The following is a 23,901-nucleotide window of genomic DNA, read 5'->3' on the forward strand; positions in this document are numbered from 1 at the left end:
AGATCAGTATGGGAACTACCAGGTCGGTTGGATTTGGGGTTTTCCTTTAATGTAGGTGGGAAATTTCGACTATTAACGTCCGCCTGCACGTCTTGGTTCGATTGCCACCATTACGCGGATTGAGCAGGCGGACGTCGAACCAGCAGCGAATACGTCAGAGGATGACCGGCGGCTCGCTTGTTGGAGGTTCCTGCACTGGCGGCGGCTCATTTTCAGGGGGTTCCTGTTCAGGAGTCGGCGGTGGCTGCGCAGGCGGTAATGTCGGATCGTCGATATTCGGATCAGGTGTTTCAGCCGGGATCGGGATATTCATCGGTGTGGCCTCCTTTGTGCTTTGCTCTACCGGTGGACAACCGCCGGGGAGATTTGATTCCCCGCCCAATGGCGGCACATCCACCTGAACTTTTGCGCTGACGGCAGGCTCGGACCTATTACGGCCCTGCTCAGGGAGAGCGCTGCCGCCTCAGAATTCGGATCAAGCAAAGAGCGTCCACAGGGCGTAAGGGGAAGATGCTCGATGACTGCTGAAACACTGGCTCCAGACGATTCTTTATTGCCACTGTCCCAGGCGCTGCTGCTGCCTAGGATCGCTATCGAAAGCACCGCGCCCGTGATCGACGGCGGCGAATTTGCTGTAAAGGCGGTGGTTGGCCAGCGGGTCAACGTCACCAGTAAGGTGTTCGCCGACGGCCATGACAAGCTCGCCGTGCTGATTCGCTGGCGCCCGCTGCAGGACGAAAGCTGGCACAGCGTGGTCATGGCAGATGTGGGCAACAATGGCTGGGAGGGCGCGTTTAGCGTGACCCAGCAAGGCCCCCATGAATATTGCATCGAAGCCTGGATCGATACGTTCGCCAGCTTCTGCTACGAATTGCGTAAAAAGCACGAAGCCGGCGTGCCGGTCAGCCTGGAATTGCAGGAAGGCCGCAGCCTGGTGCTGCAGGCCGCTGAGCGCAGTGACAATGAGCTGCGTGACCGCCTGATGCTGTTGCACCATGAACTCTCCGGGCTGCTGGAAACCGAGCAGGTCGCACAATTTTTGCACGAAGACAGTGCGCACTTGATGACCCAGGCCGACCACCGCGCCTACTTGAGTATCAGCCCCGTCTACCCGATTGACGTTGAGCGTGAGGCTGCGCAGTTTGCCAGCTGGTATGAGCTGTTTCCCCGCTCGATTACCGACGATCCCGCGCGTCACGGCACCTTCAACGATGTTCACTCGCGGCTGTCGATGATCCACGACATGGGCTTCGACGTGCTGTATTTCCCGCCGATTCACCCGATTGGTCGCAGCCACCGCAAAGGCAAGAACAATTCCCTGACCGCCGGCCCGGATGATCCCGGTAGCCCGTACGCGATTGGCAGCGAGGAGGGCGGCCATGAGGCCATCCACCCACAATTGGGTAGCCGCGATGACTTCCGCCGACTGGTCAAGGCCGCCGCCGAGCATGGTTTGGAGATCGCCCTGGATTTTGCCATCCAGTGTTCCCAGGACCACCCGTGGCTCAAGCAGCACCCCGGATGGTTCAACTGGCGCCCGGACGGCACCATTAAATACGCCGAGAACCCGCCGAAGAAGTATCAGGACATCGTCAACGTTGACTTCTATGCCGCCGACTCAATCCCCAGCCTATGGACCGAGCTGCGCGACGTGGTGGTCGGTTGGGTAGAAGAGGGCGTGAAGACCTTTCGCGTCGACAACCCGCACACAAAACCGCTGCCGTTCTGGCAGTGGCTGATCAGCGATGTGCGCGCCAAACACCCGGACGTGATCTTCCTGGCCGAGGCGTTCACCACCCCTTCGATGATGGCGCGCCTGGGCAAGGTCGGTTACTCGCAGAGTTACACCTATTTCACCTGGCGCAACACCAAGGCCGAGCTGAGCGAATACTTCGCGCAGTTAAACGAGTCGCCGTGGCGCGAGTGTTACCGGCCGAATTTCTTCGTCAACACGCCGGACATCAACCCGGGCTTCCTGCATCAGTCCGGCCGACCAGGCTTTTTGATCCGCGCGGCGCTTGCCACCATGGGCTCGGGCCTGTGGGGCATGTATTCGGGTTTCGAACTGTGCGAAGCCGCCCCGGTGCCGGGCAAGGAAGAGTACCTGGACTCGGAAAAATACGAGATCCGCCCACGGGACTTCACCGCCCCGGGCAACATCATTGCCGAGATCGCCCAGCTCAACCGTATCCGCCGGCAGAACCCTGCGTTGCAGACCCACTTGGGCCTGAAGCTCTACAACGCGTGGAACGACAACATTCTGTACTTCGGCAAGCGCAGTGAAGACGGCAGCAATTTCATCCTCGTCGCCGTCAACCTCGACCCGTTCAATGCCCAAGAGGCGGATTTCGAGTTGCCGCTGTGGGAAATGGGCTTGCCGGATGATGCCCAGACCCAAGGCGAAGACTTGATGAACGGCCATCGCTGGACTTGGTACGGCAAGACCCAGTGGCTGCGGCTGGAGCCGCACACCCCGTTTGGAATATGGCGCATCACCACTTCCTAAGCCGAGCCTGATCTTCAGACTGATGAAGAGTAAAGGTGGGAGCTGGCTTGCCTGCGATAGCGGTCTGTCAGTGGCAGATTTTTTGCCTGACACACGGCTATCGCAGGCAACCCAGCTCCCACATCGAACGCGCCCCTTCAGGTCAATGTTCAAGCATTTCAGGAGTTTCCAATGGCGAAGAAACCCAAGGCTGCCACCTTTATCAAAGACCCGCTCTGGTACAAGGACGCGGTGATCTACCAGGTTCACGTCAAATCCTATTTCGACTCCAACAATGACGGCATCGGTGACTTTCCCGGGCTGATCGCTAAGCTCGACTACATCGCCGACCTGGGCGTGAACACCATCTGGCTCTTGCCGTTCTACCCCTCGCCACGCCGCGATGACGGCTATGACATCGCCGAATACCGTGGCGTGCACAGCGATTACGGGACCATGGCCGACGCTAAACGCTTTATTGCCGAAGCGCACAACCGCGGGCTGCGGGTTATCACCGAACTGGTGATCAACCACACCTCCGACCAGCACCCCTGGTTCCAGCGTGCGCGCAAGGCCAAGCCGGGTTCGGCCGCTCGAGACTTCTACGTGTGGTCCGACGACGACCAGAAATACGACGGCACCCGCATCATTTTCCTCGACACCGAGAAGTCCAACTGGACCTGGGACCCGGTCGCCGGCCAGTACTTCTGGCACCGGTTCTATTCCCACCAGCCGGACCTCAACTTCGACAACCCGCAGGTGATGAAAGCGGTGCTGTCGGTGATGCGCTACTGGCTGGACATGGGCATCGACGGCCTGCGCCTGGATGCCATCCCGTACCTGATCGAGCGCGACGGCACCAATAACGAGAACCTGCCGGAAACCCACGACGTCCTCAAGCAGATCCGCGCCGAGATCGACGCGCATTACCCGGACCGCATGCTGCTCGCCGAGGCCAACCAGTGGCCGGAAGACACGCAGCTCTACTTTGGTGACAAAAAGGGTGATGACGGCGATGAGTGCCACATGGCCTTTCACTTCCCGCTAATGCCGCGCATGTACATGGCCCTGGCCCAGGAAGATCGCTTCCCCATCACCGACATTTTGCGCCAAACCCCGGAGATCCCTGCCAACTGCCAATGGGCGATCTTCCTGCGCAACCACGATGAACTGACCCTGGAAATGGTCACCGACAAAGAGCGTGACTACCTGTGGAACTACTATGCCGCCGACCGTCGTGCACGGATCAACCTGGGTATTCGTCGGCGCCTGGCGCCGCTGATGGAGCGCGACCGCCGTCGCGTTGAATTGCTTAACAGCCTGTTGCTTTCAATGCCGGGCACGCCGACCTTGTATTACGGCGATGAGATCGGCATGGGCGACAACATCTACCTCGGCGACCGTGACGGCGTGCGCACGCCGATGCAATGGTCCATCGACCGCAACGGCGGCTTCTCCCGCGCCGACCCGGCCAGCCTGGTGCTGCCGCCGATCATGGACCCGCTTTACGGCTACCAGTCGGTCAACGTCGAGACTCAGGCCCAGGACCCGCACTCGCTGCTGAACTGGACCCGACGCATGCTGGCGGTGCGCAAGCAGTCCAAGGCCTTTGGCCGTGGCAGCTTGAAAATGCTCTCGCCGAGCAACCGCCGTATCCTGGCCTATACCCGCGAATACACCGGCGACGATGGGCGCAACGAGATCATCCTGTGCGTGGCCAACGTGTCGCGCAGTGCCCAAGCGGCCGAGCTGGACTTGTCGGCCTTTGCCGGCATGGTGCCGGTGGAAATGCTCGGCGGTAATGCCTTCCCGCCGATTGGCCAGCTGAATTTCCTGCTGACCCTGGCGCCGTACGGTTTCTATTGGTTCGTGTTGGCGGCGGAAAACCAGATGCCGAGCTGGCATGTGGAACCGGCGCAGAGCATTCCGGACTTCACTACGTTGGTGCTGAAAAAACGCATGGAAGAGTTACTCGAAGAACCGTGCCGCACCACCTTGGAGCACACCTCGCTGCCGGCCTGGCTGCCCAAGCGGCGCTGGTTCGCGGGCAAGGACACCGCCATCGACAGTGTGCACATCGCCTACGGCGTGCGCTTCGGCGACCCGCAGTACCCGGTGCTGCTCAGCGAAATCGAGGTCAGCAGCGGTGGTCAGGTCAGTCGCTACCAACTGCCGTTCGGCTTTCTCGGTGAAGACCAGTTCACCAGCGCCTTGCCGCAGCAGTTGGCGCTGGCCCGCGTACGCCGAGCGCGTCAGGTGGGCTTGGTGACCGATGCCTTCAGCCTCGAGCACTTTATTCGTGCGGTGATCCACGGCCTGCAAGCCGGCACGGTGTTGAACACCCGTGAAGGTGATTTGCGCTTTGAGGCCACGCCGAACTTGGCCCAGTTGCAACTGAGCGATGAGTCGCAGGTGCGCTACCTGGCGGCCGAACAGTCCAACAGCTCCGTGGTGGTGGGCGAAAGCCTGGTGCTCAAACTTATCCGCAAAGTCAGCGCCGGGGTACATCCGGAGCTGGAAATGAGCGCTTATTTGACCGCCGCCGGCTACCCGAATATCTCGCCGCTGCTGGGCTCGATGATTCGCCATGATGCCGAGGGCCAGGACAACCTGCTGATGATCGCCCAGGGCTACTTGAGCAACCAGGGCGATGCGTGGGGCTGGACCCAGAACAACCTGGAGCGCGCGATTCGCGACGAACTGGCCGAAGCCATCTCCGAGCAGGAACAGCACTACAACGCCTTGGGTGAGTTAAAAGACTTTGCCGGCCTGCTCGGCCAGCGCCTGGGTGAAATGCATGGGGTGCTGGCGGCGAAAACCACCAACAAGGCCTTCAACCCCGAAGCCACCACGGTCAAGGACACCCAGGCCTGGGCCAAGGACGTCGGGGCGCAGATCGACCGCGCGCTGCACTTGCTCAAGCTGCATCAAAACCAATTGAACCCTGCCGATCAGGCGCGGGTCAGTGAGTTGCTGGCGCAGAAAAAAGCCATCACCGGTCACGTCCAGGCCTTGGCGAAAGCCACGGCGGGCGGCTTGCGGATTCGGGTCCACGGTGACTTGCACCTGGGCCAGGTGTTGGTGGTCAAGGGCGATGCTTACTTGATCGACTTTGAAGGTGAACCGGCGCGGCCGCTGCATGAGCGGCGCGGCAAGCACAGCCCGTATAAAGATGTGAGTGGCGTGCTGCGTTCGTTTGATTACGCTGCCGCCATGGCCCTGAATGTGCAAGGAGTGGATCACTCGCCCGAAGCGGATATCGCCCGTAAACGCGTGACCGAGCGTTACCTGAATGAAGCGCGAGCGGCATTTACCCAGGCTTATCATCAGGCGACGACTACACTGGCGCATGACTGGCAGGATGCCAAAGGCCAGAGCGCCGCGCTGACGTTGTTCAGCCTGGAGAAGGCCGCGTACGAAGTGGCCTACGAAGCGGAAAACCGCCCGACCTGGTTGCCGGTGCCGTTGCAAGGTTTGCACGGCCTGCTCAGCGGGCTGACACCTATATCGAAAACTGCACGCGGTGGGGAGACGTCATGAGCTTTACAAATAAAGAACCGCTGCAACCGAAATTGACTGCAATGCCGGCGTCCAAGGACGTCGAAGCACTGGTGCGCGCCGAGCACCATGACCCGTTCTCGATTCTGGGGCCGCATGATGACGAGCAGGGCGGGCAGTTTATCCGCGCGTTCCTGCCCGAAGCCCTGAGTGTTCAGGTCTTGGCGCGTGACAGCGGTGAACAGATCGGCAGCCTCGACGCGACTCAGGTGCCGGGTCTGTTTGTCGGGTATTTCAACACGCGCCAGGGTTACCTGCTGAAGATCCAGTGGGCCGGCGGTGAGCAGATCACCGAAGACCCTTACAGCTTCAACCAATTGCTCCTCGGTGAAATGGACCTGTACCTGTTTGCCGAAGGCAATCACCGTGACCTGAGCAGTTGCCTCGGTGCGCAGGTGACCAGCGTCGACGGCGTGCAGGGTGTGCGCTTCGCCGTGTGGGCGCCGAATGCCCGGCGTGTGTCGGTGGTGGGCGACTTCAATATCTGGGACGGCCGCCGTCACCCGATGCGCCTGCGTCATCCGTCTGGCGTGTGGGAAATCTTTATCCCACGCCTGCAACCGGGTGCGGCCTACAAGTACGAAATTCTCGGTGCCAACGGGATTCTGCCGCTCAAGGCCGACCCGATGGCACTGGCCACCCAACTGCCGCCCGACACCGCCTCGAAAGTCGCCGCGCCGTTGCAGGTGGACTGGCAAGACCATGAGTGGATGCAGTCGCGCGGCGACAAGCACAAGACCACGGCGCCGCTGTCGATTTATGAGCTGCACGTCGGTTCCTGGCAATGCGAGCTGGACGAGGCCGGCGAAGTATCGCGCCAGTACGGCTGGCGCGAGCTGGCCGATCGATTGATTCCGCATGTGCAGCAATTGGGCTTCACCCATATCGAGCTGATGCCGATTATGGAACACCCGTTCGGCGGCTCCTGGGGTTACCAAGCGTTGTCACAATTCGCTCCGAGTGCGCGTTTTGGCTCGCCGGAAGATTTCGGCTTTTTCGTCAATGCCCTGCACCAGGCCAATATCGGCGTGATCCTCGACTGGGTGCCAGCGCATTTCCCCACCGACACCCACGGCCTGGCCCAGTTCGACGGCACCGCGCTGTATGAATACGCCAACCCGCTGGAAGGCTTTCACCAGGATTGGGACACGCTGATCTACAACCTGGGCCGCACGGAAGTGCACGGCTTTATGCTGGCCTCGGCGCTGCACTGGCTTAAACACTTCCATGTCGACGGTTTACGGGTGGATGCCGTGGCCTCGATGCTGTATCGCGACTACTCGCGCAAAGCCGGCGAGTGGGTGCCCAACCGCCATGGCGGCCGCGAGAACCTCGAAGCCATCGATTTCCTGCGGCACTTGAACGACGTGGTGGCGCTCGAAGCACCGGGCGCGCTGGTGATTGCCGAGGAGTCCACCGCCTGGCCGGGTGTGAGCCAGAGCACGCAGCAAGGTGGCCTGGGTTTCAACTACAAGTGGAACATGGGCTGGATGCACGATTCCTTGCATTACATCCAGCAAGACCCGGTGTACCGCGCCCATCACCACAATGAGCTGAGTTTCGGCCTGGTGTATGCCTGGTCCGAGCGGTTTATCCTGCCGATCTCTCACGATGAAGTGGTGCACGGCAAGCATTCGCTGATCGACAAGATGCCCGGCGATCGCTGGCAGAAGTTTGCCAACCTGCGGGCTTACCTGAGCTTCATGTGGATGCACCCGGGTAAGAAATTGCTGTTCATGGGCTGCGAGTTCGGCCAATGGCGTGAGTGGAACCACGATCAGCAGTTGGACTGGTACCTGCTGCAATACCCCGAGCACCGGGGCGTGCAGAAGCTGGTCGGCGACCTGAACCGCCTGTACCGCGAGGAGCCGGCGCTGCACGAACAGGACGACGCACCTCAAGGGTTCCAGTGGCTAATCGGCGACGATGCGATCAACAGCGTCTACGCTTGGCTGCGTTGGAGCAAGGACGGCAAACCGGTATTGGTAGTTGCCAATTTCACCCCAGTACCGCGCGAGGCGTATTCGGTCGGCGTGCCGATTGCGGGGCGTTGGAGCGAGGTGATCAACAGTGATGCCGACACCTATGCCGGTTCCAACTATGGCAACGGTGGGGGAGTGTTCACTCAGGATGAGGCGCGCCATGGGCAACCGGTGTCGCTCTCGCTGAATCTGCCACCACTGGGTGTATTGATTCTGCGGCCGGAAGCCCTTTAAAGGCTCTAGCATGCCGGATTCTGTTGTCCGCACTACTGGCAGGGTGCCACAATGGCGCCTTTGTCGAGGCAGTCGAAACAGGCGTATTTCATGAATAGCCTTGGACGTGGGCAGGACCAGGATGGTTTTATCGAAGAGCAGGTGCGAACCGACCGGTTGCACCAGCTATTTCGCCAATCGTTCTCCGCCATTTTCGGCAGTTACCTGGCCGCCAGCATGCTCTGCTGGCTGTGTTGGGACCGCTTTGACCACCAGGTCATGCTGGTCTGGCTGCCGGTGCTGGCGGGCACCTCGCTGTTGCGCATCAAGATGTTCTTGGAATGGTTTCGTTGCCCCATTAACGAGCGTACGCCCCTGCGTTGGGAGCGTCGTTACTGGGTGACGCTGATGCTGTCGGCGGGCGTGTGGGGCATTGGCGCGTTGGCGGTGATGCCCACGGACGACCGCCTATCCCAAGTGCTGGTCATGCTGTTTACCGTGGGCATGTCAGTCAGCGCGGTCTCGTGTTATTCAGCCTATCGCTACATGACCCTGGGCTCCATTGCCCTGGTGCTGATGCCGTGTACGCTGTGGCTGCTGTTCCAGCCCTCGTCGATGCAAGTGGGTGTGGCCATTGCGGTGCTGGTGTTCTCGTTTTTCGTGGCCAGCGCCACGCACAAACTGTCCGATGCCCTGGAAAAAGCCTTTCGCCTGACCCGGCAAATGGAGCGTGCGTACACGATTTCCACACGCGCCGCCCAGACCGACGAACTCACCGGGCTGATGAATCGTCGGGCGTTTTTCGAACACGCCCAAGTGCTCTACGCGCAGTGTCGCCACAACCAGCAGCCGCTGTGCGCGCTGATGATGGACATGGACCACTTCAAAGATATCAACGACACCTACGGCCACCAGGCCGGCGACCAAGTGCTGCGCCAAGTCGGCGGGGTGATCAGTGCATCGTTTCGTCAGGCCGATGTCTACGGGCGGCTCGGCGGCGAGGAGTTTGCGGTGCTGTTGCCCAATACCTCACTGGAAACTGCACGGGGTATCGCTGAGCAACTGGTCAAGGCGATTTCCGGGCTGGCCTCCGAGCCGGTGCAGGGCTTGACCGCGAGCCTGGGCGTTGCCACCACCCGCAGCCTCGATCAGGACCTGCACAGCCTGATGAACACCGCCGACAAGGCGCTGTACCGCGCCAAGGCCATGGGGCGTAACCAGGTGGCGGTAGCAGAGTAGGGCGCTTGAGGCAGGGCTCAGTCGCGTTGCATCGATTTGGCCAGCGCACGGGCCACTTGGTCGGCGGAGTAGGGCTTGGCCAGGAACTCGACGCCTTCGTAGCCACTGTCGGCCAGCTCTTCGCTGTAGCCCGAGGTCAGCACTATCGGCAAGTCCGGCCGCCTCTGGCGCAGCAGCTTGGCCATCGCCACGCCGGTCATGCCCGGCATCACCACATCCGAGAAAATCGCGTCGAACGCCATCCCGTCGGGCCCGGCCAGCGCCAATGCCTGTTCGGCATCGGTGGCCCAGGTGGTCTGGTAGCCGAGGTCCTGCAGGATCTGATTGGCGAAACGGCCGACTTCCAGGTTGTCTTCCACGATCAGAATATGGTGCATTGCCGTGTCGTGGGTTGGGTTGCAGTCTTCCTGCGCCAGGCTGGGTTGCTCCGCCGCCGGTTCCGCTTCAGGCAGGTACAGGGTAAACACACTGCCCTGGCCCAAGTGGCTGGCTACATCGACATTGCCGCCGGACTGCTTGGCAAACCCGAACACTTGCGACAAGCCCAGGCCGGTGCCTTTGCCCACGGCCTTGGTGGTAAAGAACGGCTCGAAAATGCGCTCGACGGTATTGCCGGGAATCCCGCTGCCGGTGTCGGCCAGCGCAATCGCCACAAACGGCTGATGGGCTTCGGCATCGCCCCGGATACGCGGCAGCGCCGCCAGCGTTGCCACGCGCAGTGTCAGGGTGCCTCGGCCCTCCATGGCATCGCGGGCGTTGAGCGCGATGTTGATCAGCGCGGTTTCAAACTGGCTGGGGTCGACGCGCACATAGCAAGGCTGGCCGGGCAATTGAGTCTGCACATGGATACGCGCACCGGTCACGCTTTCGAGCATTTCGCCGATGTTCTTGACCCGCTGGCACACATCGAACACTTCCGGGTTCAGCGGTTGGCGGCGGGCGAAGGCGAGCAACTGGCTGGTGAGCTTGCTGGCGCGCTCGACGGTGTCCGAGACGGCGCCCATGTAGCGTTGGCGCCGCTCTTCGGACAGCCCGGGATGGCGCAGGAAGTCCACCGAGGAGCGAATGATCGTCAGCAAGTTGTTGAAGTCGTGGGCCACGCCGCCGGTCAACTGGCCGATGGCTTCGAGCTTTTGCGACTGATGCAGCGCCGCTTCGGCCTGGGTCAGGGCGCTGGTGCGTTCTTCGACGCGCTGCTCCAGGGTGGCGTTCAGCTCGGTAATGGCCGCCAGGCCCTCGCGTACGGCGGCGTCGGCGCGCACCCGTTCGATATGCGCCCAGGAGCGCTCGGTGACTTCCCTCACCAGGGCCAAGTCATAGGGCGACCAGACGCGCGCAAACTTGTGATGCACGGCCATCAGGGCGGTCAGGCGCCCGTCTTTGATCAGCGGGAAACACGCCGTCGCCGTGACGCCCACGGTCTGGTAGCAGGCGGACTCCTCGGGCGTGCACTCCACGCGGTTGTCGCCAATCACCAGCGCTTCACCGGCGTTCAGCTGTTTTATCGCGTGTGCGCCGAACGAGGCCAGGCTGTACCGCCCGACGATACTTGGCGAGCCGGGCGCCGCCCAATTACCGCGAATGGTGAAGCCGTCTTCATCGGCGTCCATATCGGCATAGGCGCAATTGGACACATGCAGGTGTTCGGCCAACAGGCGCGTGGTGGTGGTCATGATGGATTCGGCGTCGGTGGCGTTGGCCACCGCACTACCAATGGCATCCAGTACGGCCAGGCGACGGGCGAGAAAGACCGTGGCGGTGGTTTCTGTGACCGTATTGAGCATGCCGACGACCGTGCCTTGCGGGTCGCGCACAGGGCTGTAGCAAAACGTAAAGTACGCTTGCTCCGGGCCATTGCCACGCTCAATCACCAGCGGGTAGTTTTCTACGTAGGTCGCATTGCCTTGAAAGGCAGCATTGGCGAAGTGGCTCACTTCGTCCCAGACTTCACGCCAGGTGTCGCTGAAAGCACGCCCCAATGCGTAGGGCTTATCGCCCAGAATAGGGATAAACGCATCATTGTAGAGCGTGATCAGGTGCGGGCCCCAACTGATGGACTGGGGGAAGCTTGAGGCAAAACACAGCGCAACGGTGGTTTTGAGTACATCAGGCCATTGTTCCAATGGACCTAATGGCGTACTTGCCCAATCATGCTGGCGAACTCGCTCGGCCATGTCGCTGCTGCTTTGCAGCCAATTCATCATTGGGTGAACACCTTGTTTTCCAGAGTCTTTAGCGTGCCTGAATGCCTCAGGTATCAAGCTACTGACCCGGTTGACCGCTGCCAGTTCAGCGCAATTATCGCCTAGATGGCAATTTGATTCTCCCTCCGTTTGGATAGATTGCGCTCGGCGGAGTTCGGCGCCTGCTCACGCCCTACTGCGCGCCGAATAAACCGGTCCAATAAATCCCCGCGTCACTCTTCGGGTCCATTGCATAGGCTGCGCCCAACTCGCGAAATTGCGGGTTCATCAAGTTGGCGCAATGGCCGGGGCTGGCGAGCCAGCCGTCCACCACTTTGCGCGGGGTGTCGAGGCCGGCGGCGATGTTTTCACCGATGTTTTTTGCGATGTAGCCGGCCAGCTCCGCGCGGTCGCCCGGGGTGCGGCCATCGTGGTCGAGGTGGTCGAAGAAGTTGCCGTTGGCCATGTTGCGTGTGTGGCTGTTGGCGGCATTGGCCAGCTCATCGTTCCACGACACCGGCGTGGTCGCGGTAAACGCCTGGGTGCCGCACTGGCGCGGTTGCGCGCGCGCGGTGTTGATCAGGTTCAGCAGTTGCTTGCCTTCGGTCTGCCAGTCGCCCAGGCCGCTGGTCAACAACGGGCGCGCGAGCACGATGCGCCAATCCTGGCCGCTGTTGCTTACGCCGATGTCGACAAATTGCGGGTCGAGCACCACGCGGCAGAAACTTTCGCGCACGGCCTTCATCGCCGCCTCGGCATTTTTGGGGCCGGACAGGCTGATGGCTTGCACATTCACCATCGGGTACGCGGCCCGCGCCAGCGCTTGCTGCAAGTCGCCGACATTGGTGGCCGGCAGCACCAGCCGCGTGTCGCTGGCCAACGGTGGCAGTTCCTGGGAACCCTGGTTACCGCAGCGCTGCACCTGGCTGCGGTACTGATTGATCTGTTGCACCAACTGACTTTCTTCATTCGCCATCGCGCTGGCGCAGAACGCCAAACTGGCGGCCAGCGTCGTAAGACCCATCATCAATGACAGCACGCGCATGGACATTACCCTTGAGCTTGAAAGTGCCCATGATGCGCGATGTAACCCGGTCTGGCGCAACGCCTTTTTTGTTTTTTTGCCTCAACGGGTGTTCTGCGCGCCGTTCTCGGCGCTGTGGCGGCGCCAGGCAAAGGTGCTGGCGGCGATGATCAGGGCCAGTGCTGCGGCGAAGGTCATGTGCAGGCCATTAGCCACGGTTTGCGCCGCTGCGCGGGTGACATCGGGGCTGGCCCAGGCAAACACAGCGCCCAGGGCCGAGGCACCGAAAATCAGGCCCAGGTTGCGCGACAGGTTCAACAGGCCGGAGATCGTGCCCCGGCGTGACGCGTCGACATCGCTCATGACCGCCGTGTTGTTGGCGGCCTGGAACAGGCTGTAGCCCATCGTCAACAGCACTAGCGCGGCAAGGTAAGCCACCAGGGCGCTGACCAGCGACAGTGCCAGGGCGCCGACGGCCATGAGGCCCAACCCCGCGAGCGTCATGCGCTGGCTGCCCAGGCGCTCGGTGAGGTGGCCGGCCGGCACACCGGTGGCCGCTGAAACGCACGGCCCGACGGCCATCGCCAGGCCCATCCACGCCGCCTCAAGCTCCAGGCCCCGGGAAAGATAGAACGGGCCGACCACGAAGGTGGTCATGATTACTGCCGATACCAAGGTGCTCATCGCCAGGCCTGCGCGCAAGGCTGGGTCTTTCAACGGCAGCCAGAATGCATTGCCCGAGGCCGACGTGCGGCCTTGCTGATCTGCCGGCAAATACCGCCAGGCGAGGGCGGCGGCCAACAAACCCAGAGGCGCGCCCACTAGAAACAACGCGCGCCAGCCCCACAGGCTGAGCAGCGCGCCGCCGACGCTGGGGCCCATGGCGGTGCCCACCGCCGACATCGTGCCGAGCAGGCCCATCACACGCCCGGTGCGTTGCGCGGGCACGGTGTCGCCGACCAAGCCTAAAGTCATCGCCATCATGCTCGCTGCGCCCAGCCCTTGCAGGACGCGCGCGGCAACGAGCCATTGCAGTGAAGGTGCGGCGCCGCACAGCGCGCAGGCCACGGCGAACAGCAGCAACCCGGCGAGCAACAATCGGCGCCGCCCCAGACGGTCGCCCAGGCTGCCTGCACTGACAATCACCGCCGTGATCGCCAGCAAGTACGCCAGCACCACCCACTGCACCGCGTGAAACGAGGCATCAAACGCCTGCGCCAGGCTGGGCAGGCCGACATTGGCAATGCTGGTGCCGAGGGAGGCCAGCAGCATGGACAGGGACAGGCTGATAAGTCGGCCTTTTGATGAGGTGTGCATGGGGCGATTCCTTGAGTGAACGCAGCTGTCGCCAATCTACGTCCTCGCCTACTATGGCGGAAGGCGCAGGGTTTGCAGCCTATACGTGCATCAAGCGCCTTATGAGGATTGCCCATGCCCGATCTCAACCTGCTGATCACCCTGGATGTGTTGCTGACCGAAGGCAGCGTCGCGCGTGCCGCCCAGCGCCTGCGCCTGAGCCCATCAGCCATGAGCCGGGCACTTGCACGCTTGCGCGAGACCACCGGCGACCCCTTGCTGGTGCGCGCCGGGCGCGGCCTGGTACCGACGCCGCGTGCATTGGCACTGCGTGAACAGGTCAGCCGGCTGGTGCAGGAGGCCCAGGCGGTGCTGCGCCCCGTGCAATCTCTGGACATGGGCCAGGTTGTGCGCACGTTCACCCTGCGTGCCAGCGAGGAGTTTGTGGAGAACCTCGGCCCGGCCTTGCTGGCGCGAATCGCCCACGAGGCGCCCGGCGTGCGGCTGCGCTTCGTGAATAAGACCGACAACGACTACGCGCTGCTGCGCGAAGGCAGCGTCGACGTGGCCATCGGCGTGGTCGACCCCAGCGCCAGCCCCGAAGTGCTGACCCAGGCGCTGTTTCGTGATCGCCTGGTCGGCGTGGTGCGCAGCGGCCATCCCTTGAGCCGGGGCGCCGTCAGCGCCGAGCGGTTTGCCCAGGGGCAGCATGTCTATGTCTCCCGGCGCGGCCTGGCGCGTGGCCAGGTTGATGACGCCTTGCTCGCCTTGGGCCTCACGCGCGAGATCAGCACTCTCGTTGCCGGCTTTGCCACCGCCATCGCCCTGGCCCGCGATACCGACCTGATCGCCAGCGTGCCCGAGCGCTACACCGCCAACCAGCGTGAAGGGCTGTTCAGCTTTGCACTGCCGGTATCCCTACCGACGTTCACCGTGGCCATGCTCTGGCACCCGCGCCTGGACGCCGACCTGGCCCACCGCTGGCTGCGCGGTTGTTTGCGCGAGGTGTGCGGGCAATAACGCGGCTGCAACAGGTACAATCGCCGCTGCCTTGACGCGAAACCCCAGGAATTTGCATGTTCAGCCTTACCCGCTATACCACGCCGTGCCCCGAGCCGATCAACAGTCAGATCCTGCAGTTGGTGGTCGATAACCTCACCGACATCAGCAGCGTCGCGCTGGCGCCCAGCAACTTGCTCTACAACATCTACCAGTACGCCATCGGCTTTGAGGTGCACCTGTACTTGGAGGCGCTGGATGGCGCCAAGGGCATTGCCGTTGAGCTGGTAGTGGCGATGGATGAGGACACGGTGATTGGCTTTTGCCTGTACCTACCGGTGAAAGATGATCCGCAAGCCTGCGGCATCGCGTTCATGGCGGTGCAGGCAGGTAGGCGGCGCCAGGGTGTGGCCCGCGCGATGCTGCAGGACGTGCTGGCGCGCTACCCCCACGCCGAGTTGGCGTGTGCCGTGGAAAAGGTCCCGGCGTTCGCGGCCATGGGCTTTCAGGTACGCGGCGCGCGTGGCACCCAGGTGCTGATGAATACCCGCGATTACGGCACTGATGGCTTGATGGGCGTGCTGGACGTGGCGGCTATCTATAGCTCGCTGGAAGTGCGGCAGATTCACACGTACCTGCTGCAAAAACACGGCAAGCGCGCGATGGTGGATGCGGAGAAGCAACGTGATCGGCATCTCGATCAACTGGCGCGCAAGGTTCAGCGGTTTATCGCTGAACGCTAGTGGCGATCGGGCTGTTGTGGTGAGTGGGCTTGTTGTGGCAAGCCCGCTCGCCACAAATTACTCAAACACGCCCGCGATTGACCATGGCCAGGATCGTCGCCAGTAACTCATGCTGCGCCTCGTCACGGCTGATCTCGCCGCTGGCCGCCGCCTGCGACAAGGCTTCCGCCGCGCCGAGCATCGCCCGCAACCCGGCCTGGGACACTGTGGCGCCCGGCGCGAACGGCGCCAGGGCAGCGCGGCATTTGTCGAGGAAGATCGCCTCGTACTTGCGCTTGAGGGTTTCCAGCTCTGGCGAGCTGCTCAGCGCGGCGATCACCCCCGGAATTTCCCGACCTTGCAGCAACACACAATCGACATAACACGCGGCGATCACCTGCGCGCGCTCATCCAGCGTCGCGCCGCTGGTGTCCAGGGCCTCGGCAAACACCTGGTTCTGGCGCCCGTCGAAGTCTTCATACAGCGCGGCGAGCAGCCCCGCGCGGGTGACGAAATGGTCATAGACCACCGGTTTGGTAACGCCCGCCAGTTCCGCCAGGCGGCCCAGGGTCAGGGCTTCGGTGCCTTCCTCGCGCACCAGTTGCCAGGCCACATCGAGCAACTGGCGCAGGCGATCCTCGCGTGTAAGGCGGCGGCGTGGGGCAGGGGATTCAGTGCTTGACATGCTTATATACCAAAAGTAACTTAATCGGCGTAACTTACCAAAAGTAGCTTATCCTAAGCCGAAAGGGAGTCCTTGTCATGCACGCACTAATCGTTGTTGCTCATCACGACCCACAATCGCTCACCCACGGCCTCGCCGCACAGGTGGCGGCGGGGCTGACAGCCTCAGGCCACACCTTCGAGATCGCCGACCTCGCCGCCGAAGGTTTCGACCCGCGCTACAACGCCGCCGACCATCGCGTACACCGCAGCCGTGCCACCCCGCCTGCCGACGTGCTTGCCGAACAAGCGCGCCTGGACCGCGCCGACGCCTTGGTTCTCGCGTTCCCGATTTATTGGTGGTCGCTGCCGGCCGTGCTCAAAGGCTGGATCGACCGCGTGTTCGTCAACGGCTGGGCCATCGACTATGGCCCCGATACGCCGGTGGTGAAGAAGCTGCGGCACTTGCAGGTGCACCTGCTGGCGCTCGGCGCGGCGGATGCCGGCGCATTTGATCGCCACGGCTATGCCAAGGCGATGCGCACGCAGATCGACTACGGGATCTTTGATTACTGCGGGGCGCAGGTGGTGACGTCCGAGTTGCTGTTGGAGTCTGAAGGCGGTAGCGCCCAAACGCATTTGCACACGGCCAAAGCCGTAGGGCAGGGGCTGTTTCAGGGCGAGGCTGTAGCGGGCTGATTCAACCTTCGCGAAACAAATCGTGGGCATCCAGCAACCGGTAAGCAATCTCCGGGCGTTTCTCCATGCCGCGACGAATCGCCGCCGGAATGGATTGCCGAGTCTTACGGCACATGCCGGGCAGGTCGTCGATGACGATATGGATCCCGCGCATGCTTTTGACTTCGGTATGGCCTGGCGCGACATGCACGCGGATGCCCAAAAGTTCGTACATCCGCTGTTGCATGTGTTCCAAGTCTTGCAGGCTCTTGAGGTCTTCGAGGCGTTCGATCAGCTTTTTCTCCTCCTGGCGCGTCAGGTTGAGAATGCGCACGTCGGCGTCGGGTGCCTGCAGCAATTGTTCACGCTCGCAGACACAAGCGCCGGGTGGGCAGGGTTGGCGAAGTGTCATGTGCATTCCCTCCCCATGCCGACGCGGCTGCTTCAGTCGCTCAGCGCGACCCCAAGACTGCCCAAGGCCTTCCAGTATTCAGGGTAGGTCTTGGCCACGCAATCCGGGTCCTGAATGCGGATACCCGCGACTTTCAAACCCGCCAGGGCAAAGCACATGGCGATGCGGTGGTCAGCGTGGGTGTCGATCAGCGCATTGCACGACGTACCGGCCAATGCAGGGTCGCTGGCCACCAACAGGTCATCGCCTTCGATGGTCGCCAGGCCTGGGCGGATTTCGTTGAGGCCGTCGTGCAGCGCCTGCACGCGGTCGCACTCCTTCACGCGCAGGTTGGCCAACTCGGTGAATCGCACTGGGGTGTTGTTGAAGGCGGCGAGTACGGCCAGGGTCGGAATCGCGTCCTGCATCTGCGAGCCGACCACCGTGGCCTGCATGTTCGGGAACTGGGCGATCACGGCTTGCGCCTTGGCGTCCGGCTGGGTGAAATCTTGCGCGGCGACGCCGATGTCGATGCGCCCGCCGGTCAACACTTCAGCGGCCCACAAATAGGTGGCCGCGGACGCGTCGGGTTCGATCAGGTAGTCATGGGCGGTGTAGCCGGTCGGGGCCACGCGCCAGGTGGTGTCGTCGACCCCTTCGACCTGCGCGCCGAAGGCCCGCATGCAATCCAGGGTCAGGTCCACATAGCCACGGGCGCCGATGTCCTTGCCGGTCAGCGCCACTTCAATCGGCGCTTCGCCGCAGGCTGCAAGCATCAGCAGGGCCGACACGTACTGGCTGGACAAGCCACCATCGATTTCAAAACGCTTGGCTTGGACTTTGCCCACGCCATGCACGGTCACCGGTGGGCAGCCGGTGGGGCTGTCGACGCGGATACCGTTCTGGCCAAGGGTGGCCAGCAGCGGGCCGATCGGGCGCTTTCGCATGTAGTCATCGCCGTCCAGCACCACGGTGCCTTCGACCGTCGCTACGGCAGCGGTGAGAAAACGCATGGCGGTGCCGGCATTGCCGAGGAACAACGGCTGCGCAGGCAGTTGCAGCTTGCCGGAGCCGGTGACGACGAAGGTGGTGTCGTCCGGCTCATCGATGGTCACGCCCATCTGGCGCAGGGCCACCGACATGTGGCGGGTGTCATCGCTTTTCAGTGCGCCGCTCAGACGGCTGGTGCCCTTGGCCAGGGCCGCCAGCAACAGGGCGCGGTTGGTAATGGATTTGGAGCCGGGGGGCGCGACCTTGCCGTTCAGGGGGAAATTGGGCGGTGTAACGGTCACGGTTTTCTGCGAACTCAAGGTACAAGGCTCCTGATCAGGGCAAGGTGGCGTGGAGTGGCCGACGGGCGGACCCGAATAATCAGCCAAACACGCCACGCTTGTCGAGCGGGGATCGTTGTACGGCGTGTATTTGCGGCGTGATCCGCGTGTGGACACTGCTTGTAGCTGTATCGCCCTTCACTGGGTAGGACAAACAACCCTACCGATGCAGGGCAAAGGCCTTTACTCCGCGAAACCTGGCCGATGTACGAACTTTCCGAGAGAAGCAGCGGCTGGACAATATCGCCCGGCGAGGTAAGTTCGATGCACGCCCCAAGACGGTGCGTATTCAATCAAGGAGTGACTGAAATGAACAAACCCCAGACGCAACTCAGACACGGCCGTGTCGTGACCCCCGCCAGCCGTGGCTCGGTGGCCGTGGAGCGTGGGCTGCTGGGCAACTGGCAAGTCAACGAAATGGAAGGCGGCAAGAACTTCCCCGCACTCACCGCCGGGCCATTCCCTGCGCCTTACCAAACTGATGACCCAAGCGTCGCGCCACCTGCCGACGGGTATATCTTGAGCGGCGGCAAAACCGATGACCGCGACTGCATCAACTTCACCGACGAAGAAATGAGTAAAAAGCTCAACACCTCGTTCAATTGGCCATTGCTGAATGTCGAAGCCGGCCAGGTGTTTAAGGTGCAATGGGAATACACCGCCGCTCACGTCACCCGTGGTTATCGCTGGCTCATCACCAAAGACGGCTGGGACCCCAAGCAGCGCATCAGCCGCGCCCAATTGGAGGCCAAGCCGTTCTTTGAGGATTTCTACACCCAGGAGCCGTACTACCAGCACGCCGATGAAATGAAGGCCAAGGTCGAGCACCAAGTGACGCTGCCCAAGGGCAAGAAAGGTCGGCACGTGGTGGTGTTGATGTGGATCGTGGCCAACACCGGCAACGCGTTCTATCAGGCGTTTGACCTGGATTTCAAGTAAGCGCTGTTAACGCTGGGCCAACCAGTAATCATGTAGCGCCCGCGCAGCCGGTTCGATTGCACTGACCCGCTGTTGATGGGCGTTTACATCCAGGTCCGCCGGCAATTCGAAGTTGTCTTGCTCGGCGCACCAGGAAATCTTCTCCAGTTGCCCGGCCTGTTCGGCAGGCAATTCGGGCCAGTTGCCGATCGCGGCACCGCGGATATAACCAAAGCACCACTCCTCAGCGAGCGTCACGGCTTGGCCCTGATGGTCGGTTTCGTCGAAGCGCGCCTTGAACGCCTGGGCATCGGTCGCCAGTTGCGCTGCCAGCGTATTCATATGGCGTACGCACAATTCCAGGAAACGCTGGGCCTCTTCCACGCTTTCCCAGTCCGGGTTCTGCCCACCCCAGATCGCCGGGAACCACTCACCGACTTCCACTTGGGCCGGGCTTGAGACCAGCGCGGTGAAGTAGCCGTCGAGTTCGGCCAGGTTCAGCACCGAGTGATCGTCGCCGTACTTGAGCAGGGTTTCTTCGATGAATTCGAAATCGGCGGGGGCGAGGGGTTGGGCGTGCATGGCAATTCCTTTGAGCGTCGAGCGCCGCTGCGGGCGGCTTAAAGCGCGAAGGATGGCGCTTAGGCTGGCTTTTTTCCAGTGTTTTCCCAGTGCTGGCACCGCTTGCTCACGCACACCGAACCCACCACCGCGAGAATGATCGGCACCAGAAAGTCATGGCCGATACGGGTAAATTCTGCCGTGGACGGCATAGGCGGCTCCAGGCAAGGGCCCTGACTGTATAGCCGATAACGCGGGCCTGCGGGGTGAAAGGTATCGGCGCTGCATGAAGCCCGCGCACACAACATTTCATTACGTTTGCCAGTCCCGTTTTTGGCCGATGCGCCGTCGCGCTCCCTTGTTATAGTTCGGGCCTTATCACTCGCCAGTCAGGGATCACTGCCATGTCCGAATACCAAGCTTTCGTCGTCGAACTCACCGGCAACGTTGCCCATGTGCAGATCAATCGCCCGGAAAAGATCAACGCGATGAACGCGGCGTTCTGGACCGAAATCATCGAGATCTTCCAATGGGTCGAAGACACCGATGCCGTGCGCGCTGTGGTGCTCAGCGGTGCGGGCAAGCATTTTTCTTCCGGTATCGACCTGATGCTGCTGGCCTCGGTGGCCAACGCGTTCGGCAAGGACGTGGGCCGTAACGCGCGCCTGCTGCGGCGCAAGATCCTCGAGCTGCAAGCCTCGTTCAACGCCGTCGACAACTGCCGCAAACCGGTACTGGCGGCGATCCACGGCTATTGCATCGGCGGCGCCATCGACCTGATCAGCGCCTGTGACATGCGCTACGCGGCTGAAGACGCGCAATTTTCCATCAAGGAAATCGACATCGGCATGGCCGCCGACGTCGGCACCTTGCAGCGCCTGCCGCGGATTGTCGGCGACGGAATGCTACGTGAACTGGCCTACACTGGCCGCCAATTCGGCGCCGAAGAAGCGCGCAGCATCGGCCTGGTCAATCGTGTGTATGCGGACTATGAAAGCCTGTTGGCCGGCGTCATGGAAATTGCCGAGCAAATCGCCGCCAAGTCGCCGATTGCCGTGACCGGCACCAAGGCCATGATCAGCTACATGCGTGACCACACGGTCAATGATGGTTTGGAATACGTTGCCACCTGGAACTCGGCTATGTTGCAATCCAACGATCTGCGCGTGGCCATCGCGGCCCATATGAGTAAGCAGAAACCCGAATTCGTGGATTGACTGATATGACCCCAGGCTGGATTACCACAACGCTGCTGGACAACGACGCCCCTGGCGGCTGGGCCGTAGCCCGCAGCCGCGAAGGCTTTTTGCATGACACCAACGGCCCGCTGTTCCCGCGCGAATGGCTCAAGCGCCAGGACCTGTCGGTGTTTGCCGAACATGGCATCGGCTACCTCGACGGCGAGCCGGTGTACCTGCTGGAACTCAACTCGGCGAGTGAAGTACCCGGCTGCAGCTGGCAGGGCTTGCGCGGCTTCATGCTGCAAGGCGACCACACGCTGTACAAAGTGCTCGGTTACGCGGCGCAGATTGGCACCTGGGCGCGCGAGCACCGGTTTTGCGGCAGTTGCGGCCAGGCCATGGCCCAGGTGCCACGCGAGCGCGCGATGTATTGCCAGGCCTGCGACCTGCGCAGCTACCCACGCATTTCGCCGAGCATGATCGTGCTGGTGACCCGTGGCGATGAGATTCTGCTGGCGCGCTCGCCGCGTTTTGTCACCGGCGTCTACAGCACCTTGGCCGGGTTTGCCGAGCCGGGTGAGTCGGCCGAAGACTGCCTGATCCGCGAAGTGCGCGAAGAAGTGCAGGTGGAGGTCAAGAACATCCAGTACATGGGCAGCCAGTGCTGGCCGTTCCCGCATTCGATGATGCTCGGCTTTCACGCCGAATACGCCGGTGGCGACATCGTGCCCCAGGCCGATGAGATCGAAGACGCGCAGTGGTTCAACATCCACGAACTGCCGCCGTTGCCGGCGTCACGCTCGATTGCGCGCTACTTGATTGACCTCTACTTGGCCCGTCGTTTAGGCCACGCTGAACCAGTGTTGCCAGGCTAGGCGCACGGTCAGGCCGAGGACCACGGTGATAAACACCGGGCGAATGAATTTGGCGCCGCCGCTGATCGCGCTGCGCGCGCCAAAGAACGCGCCACACATGACCGAGAAGCCCATCGCCAGGCCGACGATCCAGTCTACCGAGCCATTGAAGATAAACACCGACAGCGCCGCCGCGTTGCTGACGAAGTTCATGCTGCGCGCCACACCGCTGGCTTTGACCAGGTCGATGGGGTGCAGCAGCATGGTGCTGACCGTCCAGAACGCGCCGGTGCCGGGGCCGGCCACGCCATCGTAGAAACCCAGGCCGAAGCCTTGGGTGGATTGCCATTTCTTCTTGATCGGTGCGTCGGCGTCCAGCGGCGCCTTGGGCGTGCCGCCGAAGAGCAAATACACACCGCAGGCGAACACGATCACCGGGAGCATTTTGTTCAGGGTTTCGGCGGGCAGGTAGTGGGCGACTATTGCACCGGCGAGGGCGCCGATCAGTGTGCCGACGATGGCGTGCACCCATTGGCGCGGGTGGAACAGCTTGCGCCGGTAGAAGGTGAGGCTGGCGGTGGCGGAGCCGAAGGTGGAGCTGAGTTTATTGGTGCCCAGCACCAGGTGCGGGGGCATGCCGGCGGTGAGCAGGGCCGGCGTGGTGAGCAGGCCGCCGCCGCCGGCGATGGCGTCGATGAAACCGGCGATGAAGGCTACGACGGCCAGGATGGCGAGGGTGGTCAGGTCAACGCTGAGTTCGAAGGGCATGGGCGGGGCTTATAGTTGGCAGGGGGGAGCGAATTGGGTGCGCCTAAGGGCGTTATGGTACCTCTGGCTTTGGGTACATATCCATTTTTGTGGTAACGGCTTCGTAGGGTTCCGCCCTTACGGCGGGTCACTTTGGAAAAGAGCCCCAAAGTAACCAAAGGGCTCTTGCCCCACCACTCGGCACCTCGCTTAGGCTCGGTGTGCCCTCACTCCGGCTTGAATCCGTGGGCCGCCGCCATGGGCCATCCTTGGCCCATCGCGGCTAACCGGCGTCCTGCCGGGTTACCCACGGATTCAAGCCTGCGTTCGGCCATCGTGGTTAACGGGGCGCCTAAGATCAAGATCAAAAGCAAAAGCAAAAGCACGGCGGCCTAGTAGCCGACCTGAGTGGTAGAAGCAAAACAGGGCAAAAGCACAGCAAAAGCACGGCAGTACACTCTCTGCCTGATGTACTGAGATCCCAATGTGGGGCGGGCTTGCTCGCGAAGGCAGTGGGTCAGTTACACATCAGCTGGCTGACCCACCGCCTTCGCGAGCAAGCCCGCTCCCACAACTTTGACCGCGTTCGGCTGCCAGCACCGCAGTGCTCTGCTTTTCTGTGGGAGCTGGCTTGCCTGCGATGCAGGCACCTCGGTCCATCAAGTACACCGAGTTGATGCCATCGCAGGCAAGCCAGCTCCCACATTAGATTGAGTTCAGTTTCAAATATCAGGTCGGCTGTCAGGCCGCCTCAGTTTTGCTTTTGATTTAACCACTCAGGTCGGCTACTAGGCCGCCGTGCTCTTGCTTTTGATCTTGATCTTAGGCGCCCCGTTAAACCACGCTGGCCGAACGCAGGCTTTGGAGCGGGGTAAA

At 62.0% G+C, this 23,901-nt stretch carries 20 protein-coding genes; 10 read left to right on the forward strand and 10 right to left on the reverse strand.

The features are described from left to right. Positions 1-154 precede the first annotated feature (154 nt). Positions 155-313, reverse strand: a complete 159-nt coding sequence (locus KZH41_RS14115; RefSeq protein WP_263275024.1) for a hypothetical protein — start codon at positions 311-313, stop codon at positions 155-157. Positions 314-517: 204 nt separating this feature from the next. Between KZH41_RS14115 and KZH41_RS14120 the strand changes: the two genes are divergently transcribed. The 4 genes from KZH41_RS14120 (at position 518) to KZH41_RS14135 (ending at position 9,477) form a co-directional block, all read left to right on the forward strand. Further along, on the forward strand, positions 518-2,506 hold the full coding sequence (locus KZH41_RS14120; protein ID WP_094952341.1) for an alpha-1,4-glucan--maltose-1-phosphate maltosyltransferase: 1,989 nt from the start codon (positions 518-520) through the stop codon (positions 2,504-2,506). Positions 2,507-2,677: 171 nt separating this feature from the next. Beyond that, positions 2,678-6,025: a maltose alpha-D-glucosyltransferase gene (gene treS, locus KZH41_RS14125; RefSeq protein WP_263275025.1), complete on the forward strand. Its 3,348-nt coding sequence runs from the start codon at positions 2,678-2,680 to the stop codon at positions 6,023-6,025. After that, the gene (gene glgB / locus KZH41_RS14130) at positions 6,022-8,259 is read left to right on the forward strand and encodes a 1,4-alpha-glucan branching protein GlgB (RefSeq protein WP_263275026.1); all 2,238 of its coding nucleotides are present in this window, start codon (positions 6,022-6,024) and stop codon (positions 8,257-8,259) included. Before treS ends, glgB begins: the two co-directional genes overlap by 4 nt. A gap of 51 nt (positions 8,260-8,310) precedes the next feature. After that, complete coding sequence (locus KZH41_RS14135) at positions 8,311-9,477, forward strand: GGDEF domain-containing protein (RefSeq protein WP_263275027.1); 1,167 nt, start codon at positions 8,311-8,313, stop codon at positions 9,475-9,477. Between the two features lie 17 nt (positions 9,478-9,494). On the opposite strand, the gene KZH41_RS14140 is transcribed toward KZH41_RS14135, so the two are convergent. The 3 genes from KZH41_RS14140 to KZH41_RS14150 all read right to left on the reverse strand — a co-directional run bounded on the left by KZH41_RS14140 (position 9,495) and on the right by KZH41_RS14150 (position 14,001). Continuing rightward, positions 9,495-11,681 carry a response regulator gene (locus KZH41_RS14140; RefSeq protein WP_263275028.1) on the reverse strand — a complete coding sequence of 729 codons (2,187 nt, stop codon included), beginning with the start codon at positions 11,679-11,681 and terminating at the stop codon, positions 9,495-9,497. Between the two features lie 172 nt (positions 11,682-11,853). After that, entirely contained in the window at positions 11,854-12,705 is an 852-nt protein-coding gene (locus KZH41_RS14145) for a CAP domain-containing protein (protein WP_263275029.1), read from the reverse strand. A gap of 81 nt (positions 12,706-12,786) precedes the next feature. Next, a complete protein-coding gene (locus KZH41_RS14150) occupies positions 12,787-14,001 on the reverse strand; it encodes an MFS transporter (protein ID WP_263275030.1) in 1,215 nt (404 codons plus the stop codon). A 114-nt stretch (positions 14,002-14,115) separates the two neighbouring features. Between KZH41_RS14150 and KZH41_RS14155 the strand changes: the two genes are divergently transcribed. Beyond that, positions 14,116-15,000, forward strand: coding sequence for a LysR family transcriptional regulator (locus tag KZH41_RS14155; protein ID WP_263275031.1), 885 nt, complete (start codon positions 14,116-14,118; stop codon positions 14,998-15,000). A gap of 56 nt (positions 15,001-15,056) precedes the next feature. Next, a complete protein-coding gene (locus KZH41_RS14160; RefSeq protein WP_094952349.1) occupies positions 15,057-15,722 on the forward strand; it encodes a GNAT family N-acetyltransferase in 666 nt (221 codons plus the stop codon). 61 nt (positions 15,723-15,783) lie between these two features. Here the strand turns inward: KZH41_RS14160 and KZH41_RS14165 are convergent, their stop codons facing one another. Then, positions 15,784-16,386 carry a TetR/AcrR family transcriptional regulator gene (locus KZH41_RS14165; protein ID WP_263275032.1) on the reverse strand — a complete coding sequence of 201 codons (603 nt, stop codon included), beginning with the start codon at positions 16,384-16,386 and terminating at the stop codon, positions 15,784-15,786. Positions 16,387-16,463: 77 nt separating this feature from the next. On the opposite strand from KZH41_RS14165, the gene KZH41_RS14170 reads away from it, so the two are divergent. After that, the gene (locus KZH41_RS14170; protein WP_094952351.1) at positions 16,464-17,063 is read left to right on the forward strand and encodes an NAD(P)H-dependent oxidoreductase; all 600 of its coding nucleotides are present in this window, start codon (positions 16,464-16,466) and stop codon (positions 17,061-17,063) included. A gap of 1 nt (position 17,064) precedes the next feature. On the opposite strand, the gene KZH41_RS14175 is transcribed toward KZH41_RS14170, so the two are convergent. Both KZH41_RS14175 and KZH41_RS14180 read right to left on the reverse strand, forming a co-directional pair. Then, a complete protein-coding gene (locus tag KZH41_RS14175; protein WP_263275033.1) occupies positions 17,065-17,454 on the reverse strand; it encodes a hypothetical protein in 390 nt (129 codons plus the stop codon). A 32-nt stretch (positions 17,455-17,486) separates the two neighbouring features. Next, entirely contained in the window at positions 17,487-18,743 is a 1,257-nt protein-coding gene (locus tag KZH41_RS14180) for a 3-phosphoshikimate 1-carboxyvinyltransferase (protein WP_263275034.1), read from the reverse strand. Between the two features lie 330 nt (positions 18,744-19,073). Here KZH41_RS14180 and KZH41_RS14185 point away from each other — a divergent pair, with 330 nt between their 5' ends. Further along, a complete protein-coding gene (locus KZH41_RS14185) occupies positions 19,074-19,703 on the forward strand; it encodes a lytic polysaccharide monooxygenase auxiliary activity family 9 protein (protein WP_083358232.1) in 630 nt (209 codons plus the stop codon). A 6-nt stretch (positions 19,704-19,709) separates the two neighbouring features. On the opposite strand, the gene KZH41_RS14190 is transcribed toward KZH41_RS14185, so the two are convergent. Next, a complete protein-coding gene (locus tag KZH41_RS14190; RefSeq protein ID WP_094952354.1) occupies positions 19,710-20,264 on the reverse strand; it encodes a UPF0149 family protein in 555 nt (184 codons plus the stop codon). A 59-nt stretch (positions 20,265-20,323) separates the two neighbouring features. Continuing rightward, positions 20,324-20,455 carry a hypothetical protein gene (locus KZH41_RS14195; protein WP_256589287.1) on the reverse strand — a complete coding sequence of 44 codons (132 nt, stop codon included), beginning with the start codon at positions 20,453-20,455 and terminating at the stop codon, positions 20,324-20,326. A gap of 192 nt (positions 20,456-20,647) precedes the next feature. Between KZH41_RS14195 and KZH41_RS14200 the strand changes: the two genes are divergently transcribed. Both KZH41_RS14200 and nudC read left to right on the forward strand, forming a co-directional pair. Then, on the forward strand, positions 20,648-21,460 hold the full coding sequence (locus KZH41_RS14200; RefSeq protein WP_242155915.1) for a crotonase/enoyl-CoA hydratase family protein: 813 nt from the start codon (positions 20,648-20,650) through the stop codon (positions 21,458-21,460). A gap of 5 nt (positions 21,461-21,465) precedes the next feature. Further along, entirely contained in the window at positions 21,466-22,299 is an 834-nt protein-coding gene (nudC, locus tag KZH41_RS14205) for an NAD(+) diphosphatase (protein WP_263275035.1), read from the forward strand. Here the strand turns inward: nudC and KZH41_RS14210 are convergent. Next, complete coding sequence (locus KZH41_RS14210; RefSeq protein WP_242155916.1) at positions 22,267-23,046, reverse strand: TSUP family transporter; 780 nt, start codon at positions 23,044-23,046, stop codon at positions 22,267-22,269. The two genes, nudC and KZH41_RS14210, sit on opposite strands and share 33 nt — an antisense overlap. Positions 23,047-23,901 lie beyond the last annotated feature (855 nt).

The sequence above is a fragment of the Pseudomonas sp. YeP6b genome (genome assembly GCF_025642995.1).
Lineage (GTDB): Bacteria > Pseudomonadota > Gammaproteobacteria > Pseudomonadales > Pseudomonadaceae > Aquipseudomonas.

What these genes read in the sequence shown, in the direction of transcription:
- KZH41_RS14115 (WP_263275024.1), bottom strand. Translation starts at nt 313, where the DNA reads ATGAATATCCCGATCCCGGCTGAAACACCTGATCCGAATATCGACGAT.
- KZH41_RS14120 (WP_094952341.1), top strand. Translation starts at nt 518, where the DNA reads ATGACTGCTGAAACACTGGCTCCAGACGATTCTTTATTGCCACTGTCC.
- treS (WP_263275025.1), top strand. Translation starts at nt 2,678, where the DNA reads ATGGCGAAGAAACCCAAGGCTGCCACCTTTATCAAAGACCCGCTCTGG.
- glgB (WP_263275026.1), top strand. Translation starts at nt 6,022, where the DNA reads ATGAGCTTTACAAATAAAGAACCGCTGCAACCGAAATTGACTGCAATG.
- KZH41_RS14135 (WP_263275027.1), top strand. Translation starts at nt 8,311, where the DNA reads ATGGCGCCTTTGTCGAGGCAGTCGAAACAGGCGTATTTCATGAATAGC.
- KZH41_RS14140 (WP_263275028.1), bottom strand. Translation starts at nt 11,681, where the DNA reads ATGATGAATTGGCTGCAAAGCAGCAGCGACATGGCCGAGCGAGTTCGC.
- KZH41_RS14145 (WP_263275029.1), bottom strand. Translation starts at nt 12,705, where the DNA reads ATGCGCGTGCTGTCATTGATGATGGGTCTTACGACGCTGGCCGCCAGT.
- KZH41_RS14150 (WP_263275030.1), bottom strand. Translation starts at nt 14,001, where the DNA reads ATGCACACCTCATCAAAAGGCCGACTTATCAGCCTGTCCCTGTCCATG.
- KZH41_RS14155 (WP_263275031.1), top strand. Translation starts at nt 14,116, where the DNA reads ATGCCCGATCTCAACCTGCTGATCACCCTGGATGTGTTGCTGACCGAA.
- KZH41_RS14160 (WP_094952349.1), top strand. Translation starts at nt 15,057, where the DNA reads ATGTTCAGCCTTACCCGCTATACCACGCCGTGCCCCGAGCCGATCAAC.
- KZH41_RS14165 (WP_263275032.1), bottom strand. Translation starts at nt 16,386, where the DNA reads ATGTCAAGCACTGAATCCCCTGCCCCACGCCGCCGCCTTACACGCGAG.
- KZH41_RS14170 (WP_094952351.1), top strand. Translation starts at nt 16,464, where the DNA reads ATGCACGCACTAATCGTTGTTGCTCATCACGACCCACAATCGCTCACC.
- KZH41_RS14175 (WP_263275033.1), bottom strand. Translation starts at nt 17,454, where the DNA reads ATGACACTTCGCCAACCCTGCCCACCCGGCGCTTGTGTCTGCGAGCGT.
- KZH41_RS14185 (WP_083358232.1), top strand. Translation starts at nt 19,074, where the DNA reads ATGAACAAACCCCAGACGCAACTCAGACACGGCCGTGTCGTGACCCCC.
- KZH41_RS14190 (WP_094952354.1), bottom strand. Translation starts at nt 20,264, where the DNA reads ATGCACGCCCAACCCCTCGCCCCCGCCGATTTCGAATTCATCGAAGAA.
- KZH41_RS14195 (WP_256589287.1), bottom strand. Translation starts at nt 20,455, where the DNA reads ATGCCGTCCACGGCAGAATTTACCCGTATCGGCCATGACTTTCTGGTG.
- KZH41_RS14200 (WP_242155915.1), top strand. Translation starts at nt 20,648, where the DNA reads ATGTCCGAATACCAAGCTTTCGTCGTCGAACTCACCGGCAACGTTGCC.
- nudC (WP_263275035.1), top strand. Translation starts at nt 21,466, where the DNA reads ATGACCCCAGGCTGGATTACCACAACGCTGCTGGACAACGACGCCCCT.
- KZH41_RS14210 (WP_242155916.1), bottom strand. Translation starts at nt 23,046, where the DNA reads ATGCCCTTCGAACTCAGCGTTGACCTGACCACCCTCGCCATCCTGGCC.